Genomic DNA, 18103 nt, shown 5'->3' on the forward strand with positions numbered 1-18103 from the left:
GAGGGATGACAATAAACGTAGAGATCAATACTATGCTTTTATTTCTATATTCTGCTTAATTCGTTTCGCAGACATATTTAAGAATCGTTTGACTAGGAAAACGGCAGATACCGTAAGTCCTAAGCCAAGGGCAATCCACATTCCGAAAGCTCCCATTTCCAATGTTACACAGAAGAAATATCCTAAAGGAATGGTTATAACCCAATACGCAATAAAGGTATAAATAGATGGTATTTTCACATCCTGTAAACCTCTCAGCATTCCTAAAGCTGTTACCTGGATTCCATCAGAAAGCTGGAATAAAGCAGCAATAATCATCAGTTTTGAAGCAAGAGCAATGACTTCCACTTCTTCTTTTTTCGTGAAGAATGTAGGAAGTATATTTCTTCCAAGAATAAAGATCAATCCACAGATACACATAAATATAAAGGCTATCTTCAAATTATTGATCCCGACTTTTCTCAATTCAACAAAGTTTTGTTCACCCAGTTTTCTTCCGATCATTACTGTAGAAGCTACACTGAACCCAACGCAAAGGTTGAAGGTGAAGGAAGCCATACTCAATGCGATCTGGTGAGAGGCAATATCATGTGCAGAAATCAATCCGCAGATAAATGCAGCTCCGGCAAAAGCAGTTACCTCAAAGAACATTTGTAAAGCTGTAGGTAATCCTAATTTTACCATTTTATCAAACATTGCTTTTGAAAAGTTTTGAACTTTCAATGAGAAATCCTTGATATAACGTCTTGTTCTTTCTTCCTTAAGCAATACAAAATAAAGGAAAACCACCATGAAAATTCTGGAAATCAGAGTTGCTAATGCAGACCCTTTTACGCCCATTGGCGGAATTCCCCAAAGTCCTTTTATGAAAACATAGTTTAAAACGATATTGATGACATTCGCAATAATAGTAGCCTTGGTAACCCCGATCGTGTAAGATAATCCTTCTGAAACTTCACGGAGTGTCTGGAAAGCCATAATTGGAATCATACTGACCACCATTATACTTAAAAAGTCTACCGTATCAGGAATAATCTTATCAGGTTGTCCGGAATGATAGAGTAGTGGCATCCCTAGAAATAAGACTACCATAAGAATCACCCCTACCAGCATATTGATCACAAAACCATGGCTGAATACGGAATTGATAGTATCATGATCCTGTTTTGAATGTGCCTCTGAAACCAATGGAGGTATTGCAAATGAAAATCCAAGTGCAAGTACGAAAATGGAGAAGAATACAGCATTCCCCAATGAGACAGATGCTAACGCGTCAGCACCTAAAAGTTTTCCAACAATAATATTGTCAAATAAATTTACTGAAACTTGCCCTACCTGGGTGAGCATCACAGGCAGAGCCAAAGTCAGGCATTCTTTTGTGTAGTTTTTGTTTAAAAAGTTCATAATATTTTAAGATTCATATAGTTTATAATTCAAAATAGGTCAAAAAAAAAGATTTGCAGTGTAGTTACTGCAAATCTTATATATTGTAAATAATAGGTTTATTATTTCCTTACAAAACTTGCAACGTCATCTGCAGAAACAGTATTTCCACCAAGAATAATTAATCTCTCAACAACATTCCTTAGTTCTCTGATATTTCCAGTCCATGAAAGAGCTTTTAAAGCATCAATAGCCTTATCATCAAACTTTTTCATAGCAGTACCATGCTCATCAGCAATCATACCGGAGAAATGCTCAACTAGTAATTTAATATCATCTTTTCTTTCATCCAATGGTGGAACATAGATTTCAATTACAGAAAGTCTGTGGTAAAGGTCTTCTCTGAATTTCCCTTCCTCAATCTCTTTCTGCATATTTTTGTTCGTTGCTGCGATTACTCTCACATCAACTTTTATTTCTTTATCACTTCCTACAGGAGAAACTTTGCTTTCCTGAAGAGCTCTTAATACTTTAGCCTGAGCGATAAGACTCATATCACCAATCTCGTCAAGGAAAATAGTTCCTCCATTAGCCTGTTCAAATTTTCCCTGCTTATCCTTGATTGCCCCTGTGAAAGATCCTTTTACGTGTCCGAAAAGCTCAGATTCAATAAGTTCAGACGGAATAGCAGCACAGTTTACTTCTACCATCGGACCTCTTGCACGATCACTTTGGTTGTGAATGGCATGCGCTACCAATTCTTTTCCGGCACCATTGGGTCCTGTAATCAAAACTCTTGCATCAGAAACAGCTACCTTTTCGATCATATCCTGAATCTTTTGTAAGCCTGCAGATTCACCGATCATTTGGTATTTTTTGTTTACTTTTTTCTTTAGCGTCTTATTTTCAGTCTGAAGATTTTTGTTTTCTTTCTTCAGAGTTTCTTTAACCAAAGCATTTTTCACACTGGTGATCAGTCTGTTGATGTCAATTGGCTTGGAGATAAAGTCGTATGCACCCTCTTTCAAGCAGGAAACGGCAGAATCAATGTCTGCGTGACCTGAGATCATGATGAAAGTTGTTTCAGGCTTTAAGACAAGACTTTGTTTTAAAAGCTCAGTTCCTGAAAGTTTAGGCATCTTAATATCAGAAATCACCAGTGCGAAATCTTCTTTTTCTACCTGTTTGTAACCTTCAAGGCCGTCTTCGGCGATAACAAATTCATAATCTGTAAGTTCATCAGACAGAATACTGTGAAGTACTCCCGAGATTGCTTTTTCGTCTTCTACTATAAGGATTTTTTGCATAGTCGCAAATTTAAATTTTTTGTTTCAATTATTAGCAAAAACCGTACCTAAAAATTCTATTGAGAGTAGTCTCTTCTCCCGAAAATTGCAGATCCGACCCTCACTGAGTTAGCTCCACACTCAATAGCCACAGGGAAATCATCACTCATTCCCATTGATAAGGTTTTTAATGTTTTTAATTGATTTAATTCATCAAAAAGACCTTTTAGGGTTAAAAACTCTTTTCTGACTTGTTGCTCGTCATCTGTAAAAGTTGCCATCCCCATCAAACCTGTAATTTCAATATGTGGGAAATTGCCATTAATGTATTGTTCGAACAGATCTTTCGCTTCTGTAATTTCAAGTCCGAACTTTGTGTCTTCTGCAGCAATTTTTACCTGAAGCAAAACCTTGATTCTTCTGTTGTTCTTGTCTGCTTCTTTATTAATTTCAGCTAAAAGTTTTCCGGAATCTACACTTTGTATAGTGTCTATAAATGGTGCAATATACTTTACCTTATTGGTTTGTAAGTGCCCAATCAAATGCCATTGAATATCATCCGGTAGGAGTGGGGATTTCTCCATCAGTTCCTGAACCTTATTTTCTCCAAAAACTCTTTGTCCAAGATCATAAACCTCCTGAATAGAAGCAACCGGATGCGTTTTTGAAACGGCAACCAGTTGTACACCTGAGGAAAGCTGATCCTTTATAGCTTTATAATTTTCCTTAATACTCATAAATGCAAATTTCCGAAAATTCCACGACAGTTCCCAGTCATGATTGCTTTTTACAGAAAATATTAATTCAGAACTTCATTGATCTTCGGATACTGAGAAATCTTTCTGAAAACAAACTTGTTGCTTTTTTGTAGTTTTTCAATAAAAAGATCCAGCTCATTAATAGAATCTGTATCTCTAAGATATTGGTCGTGAGTTAAAAACACAAGATGTCTTGACGTTTTCTCAAGATCATTCAGGAAAATGCTGTCTACTTTTTTCAGCATCGCTTCATGGCTTCCTTTTAAAGTCATTTTTTGGGAAGGTCTCCATTCAAGATCCCAGCCGATTACTTTATAGCCTGCTTTTTTCAGACCGTCTGCTGCTGCAGTAGAACTTTTAATATCAGTTACATTAATATTGTTAAGTCTCCAGATATTTCTTCCCGGAGTTCTTGCGATCATATCACTAAGCTTAAGGCTGTCTTTTGCGATATCAAAATCCCTTACAACAGAAGTCGCGTTTTTATAGAAATCTGTATATTTATTATGAGCATGCGTGAAACTGTGATTCGCAAGTTCAATCAGTGGACTTTGTTTTAAAAGTTCAAAATCTTTTTTTTGTCTGTTGCTCCCATAAGCATGTTTTCCCACAAGAAATGCAGTGGCGCAAACATTCCTTTTATCAAGGATTTTTAAAAGGTTTTCAGTGCCCTGGTTGGGACCATCATCGAAGGTTAAATAGATCACTCTTTTATCCGGATCTACGCTTTCGTCGTCTGTTGTGACGACGTTTTCTGCGGCAGGATGTTCCTGTGAATTGACCTGGTCATTCACTTCATTCTTGAAATTACAGCTGTTCAATAAAACTGAAGTTGCACTCATCAATACAACCATCCCGAGAAAAGTCGTATTTTTTGACTTTCCCGCAAAAATTTTTCTCATAAAGATAATGGAATTTAAAATGTTAAAAATCGTTAAAAATAACTTGTAAATGTTAACAAATTATATGCCATTAATTGCTGTTAATTGTCTTTTTAAGGTTATTTTAAGAAGTTTATTTTAAAGGGAGTTTTCGTTAAATATTTGATTGAAAGGTAATGTTTTGGTTATTGTTAAATCTTAACATTTATAAATATTAAAACAATAGTTATTTTCTATTTATGTTGGGTTTTTAATATTCTTCAAGTATTGGAGAATTAATTTTAATTATGAATTTTTAATAAGTATTAATTATTCTTTTCAATAGAGAAATCTTCGTTACAAAAAACTCAATTGAATTTTTAAGGTAAAAATTAACTGTAAGAAAAAAGAAAACCCTTTCCAAAATAATGAAAAGGGTCTTCTTGTATTTATTGTTTTAATACTATTTTATATCCAGATCTACTGAGTTTAACCTCAATGAATTTAGTATGACAGATAATGAACTGACGCTCATGGCTGCAGCTGCAATCATTGGTGATAATAGAATTCCAAAGAAAGGATAGAGTAATCCTGCAGCAACAGGAATTCCTAATACGTTGTAGATGAATGCAAAGAATAAGTTTTCCTTAATATTTTTAAGAAGTTTTTCACTTAAAAGTTTGGCTTTTGCTACGCCTAGAATATCTCCTTTTAATAAAGTGATTTCTGCGCTTTCAATGGCAACATCTGTACCGGTTCCCATGGCTATTCCTATGTCTGATTGGGCAAGGGCAGGGGAATCGTTAATTCCGTCACCGGTCATGGCTACAATTTTACCTTGTTGCTGTAGTTTTTTAACCTCATTAAGTTTGTCTTCAGGAAGACAGTTGGCTTTAAAATGCTTGATTCCTAGTTCGCCTGCAACGGCTTTCGCTGTATGTTCGTTATCTCCGGTCATCATAATAATATCAACGCCTTCACTCATTAATCTTTCAACAGCTTTTTTGGAACTTGATTTGATTTTATCTGTAAAACTTATGAATCCCAGTACGTTTTGATCCTGTGCAATATAAGAAATGGTATGTGCTTTAGATTGTACTTCTATGGCTTTCTGTTTTAATGCATCCGGAATCTGGATCAGATGAGTGGTTAAGATACCTTCATTTCCCAGATATGTTATTTTTCCATTGATATTTCCTTTTACACCTTTTCCTGAGATATTTTCAAATTGATCGACTTTTTCAGCGGAAATATTCTGATCTTTTGCCTTTTTGATCACAGCATTGGAAAGCGGATGCTCTGAGTTTTGATTCAATGAAAATGCAAGCTTTAAAATTTGATTTTTATCCTCGTTGTTTACTGTTTCTATATATTCTACAGAGGGTTTTCCTTCCGTTAAAGTTCCTGTTTTATCTGTGATTAAAACATTCACTTTGTTCATTTGTTCAAGGGCTTCTGCGTTTTTGATCAAAATACCGTTTTTGGCTCCTTTTCCAATTCCTACCATTAATGACATTGGAGTGGCTAACCCAAGAGCACACGGACATGCTACGATTAAAACTGCGACAGCATTTACGAAAGCAAATAAGCTTCTTTTTCCTTCAGGACCAAAAAATTGCCATGAAACAAAGGTAAGAGCGGCGATAAGGATTACTACAGGAACAAATACCTTGGAAACTTTATCTGTAAGCTTTTGAATAGGAGCTCTGCTTCGGCTTGCTTCGTTTACCATTTTAATGATTTGAGAAAGTAAGGTTTCATCACCTACTTTTTCAGCTTTCATAATGAATACCTGATTTCCATTGATGGTTCCAGAAGAAACTTTATCGTCTATGTTTTTTTCAACAGGAATAGGTTCTCCTGTGATCATGCTTTCGTCAACTATAGAATTTCCTTCTATAATTTTTCCGTCAACAGGAATTTTTTCACCTGGTTTTACTTTTAATAAATCTCCAATTTTCACCTGAGAAAGCAAAACCTTTTTTTCTTCTCCATTGATCATAAGATTGGCTTCATCAGGAGAGAGATTCATAAGTTCTTTGATGGCATTTCCTGTTTTTTTGTGAGCTGCAGCTTCCATTAACTGTCCTAAAATAACAAGTGTCAGAATTACACAGACTGCCTCAAAATATAACGGGATTTCATGATTATGTCCACGGATTTCATGCGGGATGATGTCAGGGAAAATCAATGCAACAATACTGAATATAAATGCTGCAGCTACTCCAAGGGCAATAAGGCTGAACATATTCAGATTCCAGGTTTTGAATGAAACCCAACCTCTTTTTAATAGAAACCATCCGGAATAAAACATGACCGGAAGAGTAAGCGCAAGTTCAATAAACCCTTGGATTTTATGGGAGAAAGGAAAGTTAATAAACATTCCGCCCATGGAAAGTATGAAAACAGGAACGGTGAATACTAACGAAGTGATAAATTTCTTTTTTAGGATGTTATAGGTTTCATCTTCTTCATCGTCTCCGCTATCAGGCATCCTTACGAGATCCATTCCGCAGATTGAACAGCTTCCGGGCTCATCACTGATAATTTCCGGATGCATTGGACATGTATATTTTGCTGTTTTCTTTTCGGGATATTTTACAAGATCCATTCCGCAAACTGGGCATCCTACATTTGAATCGTATGTTTTGTCTCCTTCGCAATACATCGGGCAATAATATCTGCCAGCCATTTCATCTGTAACTTTAGGGGCTTCATGATGATGGTTGTGTACGTGGGAATGAGAATGATGGTGTGATTCTGAGTTTTTAGCAAGATCTTCTGTGATTTCTTCCAAATGCATATGGCAGACAGGACAATTTCCTTTTTCATCATAAGTTTTGTCTCCCTCGCAGAACATTGGACAATAATGTTTTCCAATATTGTCTTTGAAATTAGTGGGAAGATTGGTTGCTGAATAAGCAGGCTTATGATTGGGGTCTTTAGCTAGTTTTTCTTCAATAGGAACCAAATACATATTACAAACCGGACATCTTTCCCCTTGCTTGAAATATACTTTTTCTCCTTCACATTCCATTGGACAATAATATACAGAAGATGGGGATACACGATCCTGGGGTTTAATAAAAGCTTTTTCAGGATTATTAGGGTCTTCAAGTCTGTATTTTCCTATTTCTGCTAATGCATCATTTAATGTGGCAAGTGTAACTTCGTGATGAGAAGTGATCGTTGCGGTATTGTTTTCCAGATTTACATCAGCTGTAACTCCTTCAATGCTGTTCAGTTGGTTGGATATCTTTTTCTGGCAACCGGAACACGTCATTCCGAGTATTTTATACTGTTGTTCCATGATTCTTAAATTTATAGTACAAATTTCCAAAATGAAAATCTAAGGCTGTTATAAATTTAAGGATAATAGTTATAGAATTTAGGTGGGGGAGTTTTTGGAGTAGAAGAGTGAAGGCTTGAGAGTATTAGAGCTGCGGTATAATGGATTATTTATTAATCTGTCAAATCCTCAATTCTAATACCCTCAAACTCAATTAAAGATTGTCCAAAGGTTTTCTGTGGTGAACTTTTAATTTTTTGAACTCAGTAGGCGTAAATCCTGTTACGTTACGGAATTGGGTAGAAAGATGTTGTACACTTTTATAGCCCAGTTTTCCAGCAATTTCAGTAAGATTGAATTCATTATATAATAGAAGCTCTTTTACCTTTTCTATTTTTTGAAGAATGAAAAACTGTTCCAGAGTAATATTCTCGTTCTGTGAAAAAGTTTTTGAAAGGGAACTGTAGTCTTTATGAAGCTTTGAACTTAAAAACTCAGAAAGAATGAAATCTTCATCAATATCAAGTTCACTCACTTTTACAATGATCAGCTTTTTAATTTTTTCTACAAGCTGATGAGCAGAATCCATGATTCTTTCAAAACCGGTTTGCAGGAGTTTTTCTTCAATAGACTGCATGATCATTACGGGAACTGCTGATTCTGTCTCAACTTCTCCGAGAATGACGGAACTTGTTTTTACATTGGCATTATCGAAGATCGTTTCCACAGCAGCAATGCATCTGCTACAGACCATATTCTTTATGAAGATCTTCATAATTCACTGTTTAGCCTGTCTTTTACAAACTCTATTTGTGTTTTGCCGTGTGGTGCAGGGTTTCCGTCACTGTCCAGGTTTACCATTACTATTTTATCAACCGTAATAATAGTTTGATGCGTCATTTTGTTTCGTACATCACATCTTAGTGTAATAGAAGATGATCCAAAATGGATTGCCTCAATTCCTATCTCTATAATGTCTCCTTGTTTTGCCGAGCTTACAAAATTGATTTCTGAAATGAATTTTGTGACCACTTTTGTATTTTCCAGTTGAATAATGGCATATAATGCAGCCTCTTCATCAATCCATTGTAACAATCTTCCTCCAAAAAGAGAGTGATTAGGATTTAGGTCTTCGGGTTTTACCCATTTTCTTGTATGATAGTTCATGTTCTTAATAATTTGCAGTACAAATTTAGTGTTTAAAGCCGTTCATGACAAAAGAATACTATTTATTGATCAAAATAAAACTATTCATTTTCTCAATCATTTTCTTTTGGAGCGCATTGCTTTTGTTTTTGTAACGGAAGGATCGTTGGATAACTTTTGGTATTCTTCACTTTCTACAGGATATATTGCAACTTTACCTTCTTTATTATGATGGATGCCGAAGCCATATCTTTTTGCAAGAGGTGAGGATCTAAGGCAGGCTTGTCCTTTGGAAAAAAATATATTTCTTTTCTCTTGTTTTTCACTTTCCGAAATATCATTTTTAAAAGCATAGCATTCGAAAATAATGTCATCGGAAGAGTATTTGTAAGGATTCTTACTGATTTGTTCGTATTGAAGATTGGCGAGAGTTTTCTCTTTCTTTTCAGGCGGGATTTGTGCCTGGGAAACGGGACAGTCTTCTGCGGTTTGAATAAGTGTATTAATATAATTGGTGGTGTGTTGTTTCATAGTGAATGACGGTTTTGAGGACAAAATTTAAATGTAATACTATTCTTACTACTTTCAAATATCTTCTGATTGACGGTTTTTGGGTAATTTTAGATATATTGTTAATATAAATTTATTATGTTAACTAATTTTAACTTTTCGACTTTTTTGTGGTTTAAAATATTGTTTTTCAGTTGGTTGAACTGGTTTATTCAGGTTGTTGTAATGGCAAATTCAAACTAATGTGAGAAACATCTAAAAAAAAGCTTTGATTTGACATTTTTAATTGTATCTTGCATACGTTTATATTTGGAATCAATATTTGTTCATTAATTTATGTTGTTTTTCTTTTATATACCAAATTTTTATTAATTTTTTAATTTATTCAAAATGAACATTTTTGTTTCAAACATCAATTACGCAACTAAAGAGTATGAGTTGCACGATCTATTTGCAGAATTTGGTGACGTATCATCAGCTAAAATCGTTACAGACAGAGAAACTGGAAGATCAAGAGGTTTCGGTTTTGTAGAAATGGGTGATGAAGAGGGTAAGCAAGCTATTGAAGCTCTTAACCAGAAGGAATTCAACGGAAAAACATTAAACGTATCTGAAGCTAAACCAAGAGAAGAGAAGCCAAGAAGAAGCTTCGATAACAACAGAGGCGGAGGTTACGGTGGTAACAACCGTGGAAATGGTGGCGGTGGCTACGGCGGTGGTAACCGTGGTGGTAACGGCGGCGGAAATCGTTGGTAAAAAATATAAAGCGGCTTTAAGCCGCTTTTTTTATGGTTTCTTTTTCTTCTTCTTTTTCTCTTTTTCTTTGCTGATTTTTACCTTTTTCTCTTTCTTCGGATTTAATATCTCTTCAGCAACTTCAAACTTCGGCTCTACCACTTTTACTTTTGTAGGTTTGATTTCAATCTTAAGATCAAAATAGCCTTTAAGATCGTCCTGTGAGATTAAATTTTCTTTAAATAAAAACTCAAGAATTTCCTTTCCAGAATCATTAAAAAAGTTGTGTGAAAGTTCTTTTAATAAGAACCTTTTATATTCTTCAAACGGAACAAGTACTGTGTACTTGAAGATTCTCCCTTCTTTTACAGTAGATAAATATCCCTTTTCAACCAATATTTTCAAGTATGTGGAAACAGTATTTTGATGTGGTTTCGGTTCCGGATGCTGCTCCATAACGTCCTTCAGATAGAAAGATTCCATTTTCCAAAACAGCTTCATAAAGTTTTCTTCTGCGGCAGTAAGATGATTAATTTTCATGTATTCTTCTAATGTTGAAATTGTATATTGCAATAAAGATAGATAAAAGATACCATAAAAGCTATTCCTGCACCCATAAATACTTCTTTTACGGTATGTCTTTTTAAGATAACTCTGGTAACTCCCACTAAAATAGCAATTCCCAGCCAGACAATTCCCATTTTCCAGTCCAGTGTGAAAAACAATGCTGCTACAAATATATTAAAGGCAGTATGCATAGAGCTTTTAATAAAAAAATTGCTGATCTGTAGCGCAAAAAGTAATATTAAAATAAACAGCATAACCAGATCAAGATATCCGTTTCTGATATAATTAAAGATAAGGTAAGTGATGACACAGGCAGCAATGAAAATATATAAAGTTTTTCTCTGAACCCTGTTGGAAACATCCATATTGGTATACCTTCCTGTTTTTACATTCCATACCAGCCAAATAATGATAGGGACAATAATCATTAATAATAAAGGAAGAAAATAAAGGAAAGATTCTTTAGTAGTATACTGTTTGATACTCATGTACACAAAAAAGATAATCAATGACACCAAGGGATTGAAGAAGTCAGAGATAACCTTGGAGACTTTGTGGAGAAGTGAAGTCTGTTTTTCTTCCATATAAAAAGTTTAAATGTCAAATATAAGATTATAAGCTCAAAAAACAAATGAACACCTGCAGATGCTCAATATGTGATAATAATAAATAAGGGTTGGGCTTTTATTGCAATAAAGAAAGATCTGAGATTAAGATTCAAATGAGAATGTTATTGAGGTTTTTTATGGAAATATAGAACACGAAAATTAAAGATTTGCGGAATTTTCACACGAAAAGAGGTTGTAGAAATGCCCAAAAGATATGTTAACAATAATTAAAGATTAAAAAAATCATAGAATAAAATGTGATATTTTTTTTAATGTGCCATTTCATTTTTTATATAGATAAAGCCTTAGATATAGGCTGGTTGCTTAGAAATTGTAATAAGAAAATAGCAAATGGAATACTGCGGTATGAGTATTTCTAAGGGTCGAAAATTAAGAATAATCCATTCCGCTTGCAAATAGATTTTACAGAAAAAACGAAAAGTTATCTATGTATAGAATAAAAACAAAGTTTTTTTCATAATTTTGCTCAACTATTTCATCATAAAAAAGCAAGAGCTAACACATGAAAGAATTTTCTAAAGAGGTATACCTGAAGTGGTATGAAGATATGACAATGTGGAGAAGGTTTGAAGACAAATGCCGTTCTCTTTACCTAAAACAAAAGATCAGAGGATTTTTACATTTGTATAACGGACAGGAAGCTATCCCTGCCGGGTTTACACATGCAATGGATCTTACAAAGGATAGTATGATTACTGCTTACAGATGTCACATCCATCCAATGGCGATGGGAGTAGATCCTAAGAGAATCATGGCAGAACTTTGCGGTAAAGCTACCGGAACTTCTGGAGGTATGGGTGGATCTATGCACATTTTCAGCAAAGAGCACCGTTTCTACGGAGGTCATGGTATTGTTGGAGGACAAATTCCTTTGGGAGCAGGTATTGCTTTTGCAGATAAATATTTTGACAGAAAAGCTGTAAACATCTGTTTCTTCGGAGACGGAGCTGCAAGACAAGGTTCATTACACGAAACTTTCAACATGGCAATGAACTGGAAACTTCCTGTAGTATTTGTTGTAGAAAACAACCAATATGCAATGGGAACTTCTGTAAAAAGAACTGCAAACCACGAAGATATCTATAAATTAGGATTAGGATATGAAATGCCTTGTCTTGCTGTAGATGCAATGGACCCTGTAAAAGTAGCTGAAGCTGCTTACGAAGCTATTGAAAGAGCTAGAAGAGGGGATGGACCAACGTTCATCGAAGCAAGAACTTATCGTTACAGAGGACACTCTATGTCTGATGCTGAGCCTTACAGATCTAAAGAAGAAGTAGCTGTTCACAAAAATGATGATCCAATCGAGTTGGTAAAACACAGAATCCTTGAAAACGGATGGGCTACTGAACAGGAATTGGAAGCTATGGATAACAAATCCAGAGATTTTGTTGAAGAGTGTATCGAATTTATGGAAAACTCTCCATATCCAGATGCAGAGAAAATCTATGAGTATGTATATGCTCAGGAGAATTATCCATTCTTAGACAAATTAGAAAATTAATAAATAAAATTAATTTGAAATTTGAAATTTGAAATTTCCGAATTCTCAAATCTCGAATCTCAAATCTCAAATCAATATAGATTATGGCAGAAGTAATTACGATGCCCCGCCTTTCCGATACTATGACGGAAGGTAAGGTGGCGAAATGGCATAAAAAAGTAGGAGATAAAGTAAAGGAAGGAGATATTTTAGCTGAAATTGAAACTGACAAAGCTGTTCAGGATTTCGAATCTGAAGTAGAAGGTACCCTTTTATACGTAGGTGTAGAAGAAGGTGCTGCTGCTGCTGTGGATTCAGTTTTAGCAATTATCGGTAATGAAGGAGAAGATATTTCAGGATTAACAGGTGGAGCTGCTGCTCCCAGTGCAGGTTCTGAAGAAAAAAAATCAGAAGAACAGCCTAAAACAGAAACTGTGGAAACTGCTTCAGCAGAAGTTCCGGCAGGAGTAGAAGTAATCACAATGCCAAGACTTTCTGATACAATGACAGAAGGTAAAGTGGCGAAATGGCACAAGAATGTAGGCGATACAGTAAAAGAAGGTGATCTTCTTGCTGAGATCGAAACAGATAAAGCGGTACAAGACTTCGAATCTGAATTCAATGGTATACTATTGAAGCAAGGTGTAGAAGAAGGTGGTGCTGCTCCGGTTGATTCAGTATTAGCAATCATTGGTCCTGCAGGAACTGACGTTTCAGCGGTAGGAGCTCCGAAAGCTGCTGTTCAGTCAACTGAAAAACCAGCTGAACAAAAAACAGAAGCTAAAGCTGAAGAAAAAGCTGCTCCGGTTGCAAATACTTCATCTTCTGACAGAGTGGCAATCTCTCCATTAGCTAAGAAAATGGCTCAGGATAAAGGAGTTGACATTAATGCTGTTCAAGGTTCTGGTGAAAACGGAAGAATCGTTAAAAAAGATATTGAAAACTATCAGCCATCTCAGGCGAAACCAGCTGTTTCAGCTCCGGCTGCAAATGCTGCTGCTCAAGTTACTGTAAGCTTCGTACAAGGAGAAGATACAGAGACTCCAAATTCACAAGTAAGAAACGTTATCGCGAAACGTCTTTCTGAAAGTAAATTCTCTGCTCCTCACTACTATCTGATGGTTGAAATCAATATGGATAAAGCAATTGAAGCTAGAAAAGAGATCAATTCTATTCCAGATACAAAAATTTCATTCAACGATATGATCATTAAAGCAACAGCAATTGCTTTAAGAAAGCACCCGCAGGTAAATTCAAGCTGGGCTGGAGATAAGATCATTCACAGAGGAAATATCAACGTTGGTGTGGCAGTAGCTATTCCTGACGGATTAGTAGTTCCTGTATTGAAAAATACAGACCAAATGTCTTACACTCAGATTTCTGCAGCTGTAAAAGATATGGCTTCAAGAGCTAAGAACAAAGGTCTTAAGGCTAACGAAATGGAAGGATCTACATTCTCTATTTCTAACCTTGGAATGTTCGGAATTGAAACATTTACAAGTATCATCAACCAACCAAACTCTGCAATCCTTTCAGTAGGAGCTATTATTGAGAAACCAATCGTTAAGAATGGCCAAATCGTAGTAGGAAACACAATGAAACTTTCATTAGCTTGTGACCACAGAGTAGTAGATGGTGCTACAGGTGCTCAGTTCTTACAAACCTTAAGAACATATCTGGAAAATCCATTAACATTGTTACTGTAATTTCTAGAATGAAAATAATAAAACCTCCCAAATTGGGAGGTTTTTTGTTTTAATACAAATAATGTTATTACAATTTGTTGTAAAATCGACAATATGTTACTATTTTTGAATCATGATTAAAGCAAGAAATATCCATAAATCTTATGGGAATTTAGAAGTACTGAAAGGAGTTGATATTCACATCAAAGTAGGAGAGGTAGTTTCTATTGTAGGAGAATCAGGAGCAGGTAAATCAACATTGCTGCAGATTTTAGGAACTTTGGACCATCCTACCCAATCTGGAAAATATGATACTGAAATTGAAATTGCCGGAGAATCATTTATTAATATGAATGATAAACAGTTATCCAAATTTAGAAATCAAAATATTGGGTTTGTATTTCAGTTTCATCAACTTCTTCCTGAGTTTACTGCTTTGGAAAATGTATTACTTCCTACAAGAATTGCCGGCGCCAATGAAAGAGAAGCTATTGAAAAAGCATATGCTTTATTTGAAGATTTGAAAATCGAGCAGAGACTGAATCATAAGCCGAATCAACTTTCCGGCGGAGAAGCGCAAAGGGTAGCTGTAGCAAGAGCTTTAATCAATTCTCCAAAAATTATCTTTGCTGATGAGCCTACAGGAAACCTGGATTCAAAAAATGCGGATGACCTTCACAGATTATTTTTTGACTTGAGAGATAAGTACAACCAAACATTTGTAATTGTAACGCATAATCCTAATCTTGCTGAAATTACAGACCGTAAACTTGTTATGAAAGACGGAATGATTGTAGAATAGCAGCAATTAAGCAGATGATGAAACACTTTATTTTCCTTTTTATACTTTTAATTTCCTGTTCAAAAGCGGAGTCTCAGCAAGGAAGTGTTGAGAATATACCTTCTACAAGAATTACAGAAATTAAAAACTATATTAAAGATAAAGGATACAATCAGAATGTGGCTATTTTTATCAATTTTAAGATTCCATCTGGAAAATATCGGTACTTTATTTATGATCTGAAAAATGAAAAAATACAATATAAAGCTGTTGTATCTCACGGTTCAGGTTCAGTAGTTTCGGGATCAAATGCTTTAAAATTTAGTAATGTTGAAGGCTCATACCAATCTTCTTTGGGAAAATATGCAATTGGGAAAAGCTATATTGGACAATTCGGTAAATCCTATCGTTTAAAAGGCTTGGATACAACCAATAGCAATGCAATGCAGAGAGCTATTGTTCTTCATTCATTACATTGTGTTCCCGATGTGGAATCCCAAAATCCGGCATGTCTGAGTTTAGGCTGTCCGATGCTTTCAATAAATGCTTTTAAGGAATCAGCAAAGCATATTGATAGATCACAGCAACCGATTATTCTATATGCATTTTATTAGAAACTAATAACGATGAAAAAAATATCTATCCTTTCTATTTCTCTGATGATGATTGTATCATGTGGGAAAAAAGATGCTCAAAAAGAAAATTTATCACTTAATCTTCAAAAAGGTTTTGAGCAGACATTAATTTATTCTACCTCTACTGAAGGAAACGGAAATGGAGGAATGAATGATGCTACGGAAGTTAAATATACTATAGATTCTGTAGATAGAGATTCAAATTATTATATGACAGGAGAAATTGTAAGAATGACTTACAATCAAAAAATGTTTGGGGAAGAAATTCACTATGATTCCAGAGAAAGCTCTAATTCAGATGATGGAATGGGGGAGGAATTTAAACCAATGCTCAACAATCCTTTTACATTTAAGATAGATAAATATGGTAAAATTCTTGAGAAACAAAAGTTTACTAAAGAGGTTCCCAATGATTTACATTTAGATCAATATAATATTATCCCAGTGGTTTTTCCTAAAGAGACAGTAGAAAGCGGTTTTAAGTGGCAGGATACTACCCCGAATCCCATCGTAAAGGCGATGTCTATTTCCAATAATTATACTTATAAAGGAATAAAAGATAATAAAATTGAAATTACAGTCAACTCAAAACTGAGCGGAGGTGGTATGATGAAAGACTCCGATATTGAGGGAAAGTATATTTTTGACAGTAAAACAAAAACTTTAGTTTCTGCGGAAAGAAATATGCCTGTACAGATTGGAGGAGGAAAGGCTACTTTTACCATTACACCCAAAATAGACGGGTTTTAATCATTTAAATACATTCAATGTCAATAAAATTTCTTGCCGAAGACGACAGACCGCGTGAAAAATTCTTGCAGAAAGGAAAGAATGCTCTTTCCGATTCTGAGCTTCTTGCCATTATTATGGGAAGTGGAAGCAGGGAAGAAAGCGTAGTAGAATTAGCAAGAAAAATTTTAGCTTCTGTAAATAATAACTGGCATCAACTAAGTCTTCTTTCCGTAAAGGATTTAATGAAATTCAAAGGAATAGGTGAGGCTAAAGCAATTTCAATTATTACGGCACTGGAAATTGGACGTAGAAGAGCCGGGCAGGAAATTCCTGAAAAACCAACAATAGGTAATAGCCACGATGCATATGCTATACTTAAAAATCAATTGTCAGATTTAAGAACTGAAGAATTCTGGGCAATTTTTCTTAATAACAGCAATAAAGTCATCCACATTTCACAGCTGACGCAAGGAGGGATAAGTCAATCCATTGTAGATGTAAGAGTTTTGTTTAAAACCGCTCTGGAACATTTTTCAACGGGAATCATTATTGCCCATAATCACCCTTCAGGAAGTCTTAAACCCAGCAAAGAAGATATTAATATCACCCAAAAAATAAAAGAAGCGGGGAATGTATTAAGCATCCAGCTTCTCGATCATATTATTATTACACAAAACTCATATTTTAGCTTTTCTGACGCAGGATTATTATGATTAGAAGATTGAAATACAATGAAATTGATTTTGAAAAATATACTCAATGTCTGGAAAATTCCGAACAGAGAAAATACTCTGCAACCAGAGACTTTTTAGATATTACAGCAAGAGATCAGTGGGAAATATTAGTGTATAAAGACTATGAAGCAGTAATGCCTATACCCTTTGTAAGAAAATATGGAGTTAAAATTGTTCATAATCCTAAACTTTGTCAGCAATTAGGTGTTTTCTCAAAAAAAGATGATTTACAGCTTAATATACAGTTTTTAAACTATCTGGAAGATCATTACCTGATAAGAATTTACTCATTTAATGATGGGAATAAACTAAGCGAAGGCTTTAGAACAAAGAAAAATTTTTTGATTTATCCTGAATCTTACGAAAAGGTATATGCAAGGTATTCTCCGAAGAGAAAAAGAAAATTACGATTGGATCAGGAGGTTTTAGACCATTCGGAAATTAAAGAAGTTTCCTATGAAGAAGTCAAGCTATTTATAGAATCCAATATTATTGGCTTAGGGAAAGAGACTGATTTATCCAGCTTTTTACAGATTTTTGAAATTTCTTACCATAAGAATTATCTTAAATTTCATGCATTCTATTATCATGGAAAAATAATAAATGCGATTGCAACCTATTCAGATTGTAATACAGTTGCCCTTTTAGGAACTTTTAGTGATAAAGAATATGTGAAATTATCAGGAGCATCAGTATTGATTGATACGAAAATTAAAGAAACTATTGCAAACAATAGTTTTGATTTCGAAGGAGGAGATATTCCCAATATCGAAGAATTTTTCAGAGGATTCCGTCCCGAACTGAAACCCTATGGAATTATTGAAAGATCAAAGAAAGAACTCTTTAGGAAATTGGGAATTCTTTTAGCGAGAGGTAAGTTTTTTTAAACC

General features: G+C 34.8%; 18 protein-coding genes. 8 read left to right on the forward strand and 10 right to left on the reverse strand.

From position 1 onward, the window contains the following. Positions 1-30: 30 nt before the first annotated feature. The 8 genes from BW983_RS18460 to BW983_RS18495 all read right to left on the reverse strand — a co-directional run bounded on the left by BW983_RS18460 (position 31) and on the right by BW983_RS18495 (position 9253). Positions 31-1404: an MATE family efflux transporter gene (locus BW983_RS18460; protein WP_076553348.1), complete on the reverse strand. Its 1374-nt coding sequence runs from the start codon at positions 1402-1404 to the stop codon at positions 31-33. A 101-nt stretch (positions 1405-1505) separates the two neighbouring features. Next, the gene (locus tag BW983_RS18465; protein WP_076553349.1) at positions 1506-2690 is read right to left on the reverse strand and encodes a sigma-54-dependent transcriptional regulator; all 1185 of its coding nucleotides are present in this window, start codon (positions 2688-2690) and stop codon (positions 1506-1508) included. Positions 2691-2746: 56 nt separating this feature from the next. Then, the gene (locus BW983_RS18470; RefSeq protein WP_076553350.1) at positions 2747-3406 is read right to left on the reverse strand and encodes a YggS family pyridoxal phosphate-dependent enzyme; all 660 of its coding nucleotides are present in this window, start codon (positions 3404-3406) and stop codon (positions 2747-2749) included. Between the two features lie 62 nt (positions 3407-3468). Further along, positions 3469-4329, reverse strand: a complete 861-nt coding sequence (locus BW983_RS18475; protein ID WP_076553351.1) for a polysaccharide deacetylase family protein — start codon at positions 4327-4329, stop codon at positions 3469-3471. Between the two features lie 421 nt (positions 4330-4750). After that, complete coding sequence (locus tag BW983_RS18480; protein ID WP_076553352.1) at positions 4751-7597, reverse strand: heavy metal translocating P-type ATPase; 2847 nt, start codon at positions 7595-7597, stop codon at positions 4751-4753. Positions 7598-7790: 193 nt separating this feature from the next. Beyond that, positions 7791-8351 carry a helix-turn-helix domain-containing protein gene (locus BW983_RS18485; RefSeq protein WP_076553353.1) on the reverse strand — a complete coding sequence of 187 codons (561 nt, stop codon included), beginning with the start codon at positions 8349-8351 and terminating at the stop codon, positions 7791-7793. After that, positions 8348-8743, reverse strand: a complete 396-nt coding sequence (locus BW983_RS18490) for an acyl-CoA thioesterase (RefSeq protein WP_076553354.1) — start codon at positions 8741-8743, stop codon at positions 8348-8350. Before BW983_RS18490 ends, BW983_RS18485 begins: the two co-directional genes overlap by 4 nt. 96 nt (positions 8744-8839) lie before the next feature. Continuing rightward, entirely contained in the window at positions 8840-9253 is a 414-nt protein-coding gene (locus BW983_RS18495) for a DUF6157 family protein (protein WP_076553355.1), read from the reverse strand. A gap of 369 nt (positions 9254-9622) precedes the next feature. Between BW983_RS18495 and BW983_RS18500 the strand changes: the two genes are divergently transcribed. Then, complete coding sequence (locus BW983_RS18500) at positions 9623-9988, forward strand: RNA recognition motif domain-containing protein (protein WP_076553356.1); 366 nt, start codon at positions 9623-9625, stop codon at positions 9986-9988. 30 nt (positions 9989-10018) lie between these two features. On the opposite strand, the gene BW983_RS18505 is transcribed toward BW983_RS18500, so the two are convergent. Together BW983_RS18505 and BW983_RS18510 are read right to left on the reverse strand one after the other, a co-directional pair. Next, positions 10019-10507 (reverse strand): BlaI/MecI/CopY family transcriptional regulator, encoded by a 489-nt coding sequence (locus BW983_RS18505; RefSeq protein ID WP_076553485.1) that lies wholly within the window; start codon positions 10505-10507, stop codon positions 10019-10021. Between the two features lie 8 nt (positions 10508-10515). Further along, positions 10516-11118 carry a phosphatase PAP2 family protein gene (locus tag BW983_RS18510; protein ID WP_076553357.1) on the reverse strand — a complete coding sequence of 201 codons (603 nt, stop codon included), beginning with the start codon at positions 11116-11118 and terminating at the stop codon, positions 10516-10518. Positions 11119-11665: 547 nt separating this feature from the next. Between BW983_RS18510 and pdhA the strand changes: the two genes are divergently transcribed. From pdhA to BW983_RS18545, 7 genes are all read left to right on the forward strand, one after another. Further along, a complete protein-coding gene (gene pdhA / locus BW983_RS18515; RefSeq protein WP_076553358.1) occupies positions 11666-12667 on the forward strand; it encodes a pyruvate dehydrogenase (acetyl-transferring) E1 component subunit alpha in 1002 nt (333 codons plus the stop codon). An 83-nt stretch (positions 12668-12750) separates the two neighbouring features. After that, the gene (locus BW983_RS18520) at positions 12751-14352 is read left to right on the forward strand and encodes a pyruvate dehydrogenase complex dihydrolipoamide acetyltransferase (RefSeq protein WP_076553359.1); all 1602 of its coding nucleotides are present in this window, start codon (positions 12751-12753) and stop codon (positions 14350-14352) included. Positions 14353-14464: 112 nt separating this feature from the next. Further along, complete coding sequence (locus tag BW983_RS18525) at positions 14465-15133, forward strand: ABC transporter ATP-binding protein (protein WP_076553360.1); 669 nt, start codon at positions 14465-14467, stop codon at positions 15131-15133. Positions 15134-15147: 14 nt separating this feature from the next. Continuing rightward, positions 15148-15726 (forward strand): murein L,D-transpeptidase catalytic domain-containing protein, encoded by a 579-nt coding sequence (locus tag BW983_RS18530; RefSeq protein WP_076553361.1) that lies wholly within the window; start codon positions 15148-15150, stop codon positions 15724-15726. 12 nt (positions 15727-15738) lie between these two features. Next, positions 15739-16497 carry a DUF6263 family protein gene (locus tag BW983_RS18535; protein ID WP_076553362.1) on the forward strand — a complete coding sequence of 253 codons (759 nt, stop codon included), beginning with the start codon at positions 15739-15741 and terminating at the stop codon, positions 16495-16497. 17 nt (positions 16498-16514) lie between these two features. Next, positions 16515-17192, forward strand: coding sequence for a RadC family protein (gene radC, locus BW983_RS18540; RefSeq protein ID WP_076553363.1), 678 nt, complete (start codon positions 16515-16517; stop codon positions 17190-17192). Beyond that, positions 17189-18100, forward strand: coding sequence for a hypothetical protein (locus BW983_RS18545; RefSeq protein ID WP_084184587.1), 912 nt, complete (start codon positions 17189-17191; stop codon positions 18098-18100). The genes radC and BW983_RS18545 overlap by 4 nt, the downstream gene beginning before the upstream one ends. Positions 18101-18103: the final 3 nt, after the last annotated feature.

The organism is Chryseobacterium ureilyticum, from assembly GCF_900156735.1.
Classification (GTDB): domain Bacteria; phylum Bacteroidota; class Bacteroidia; order Flavobacteriales; family Weeksellaceae; genus Chryseobacterium; species Chryseobacterium ureilyticum.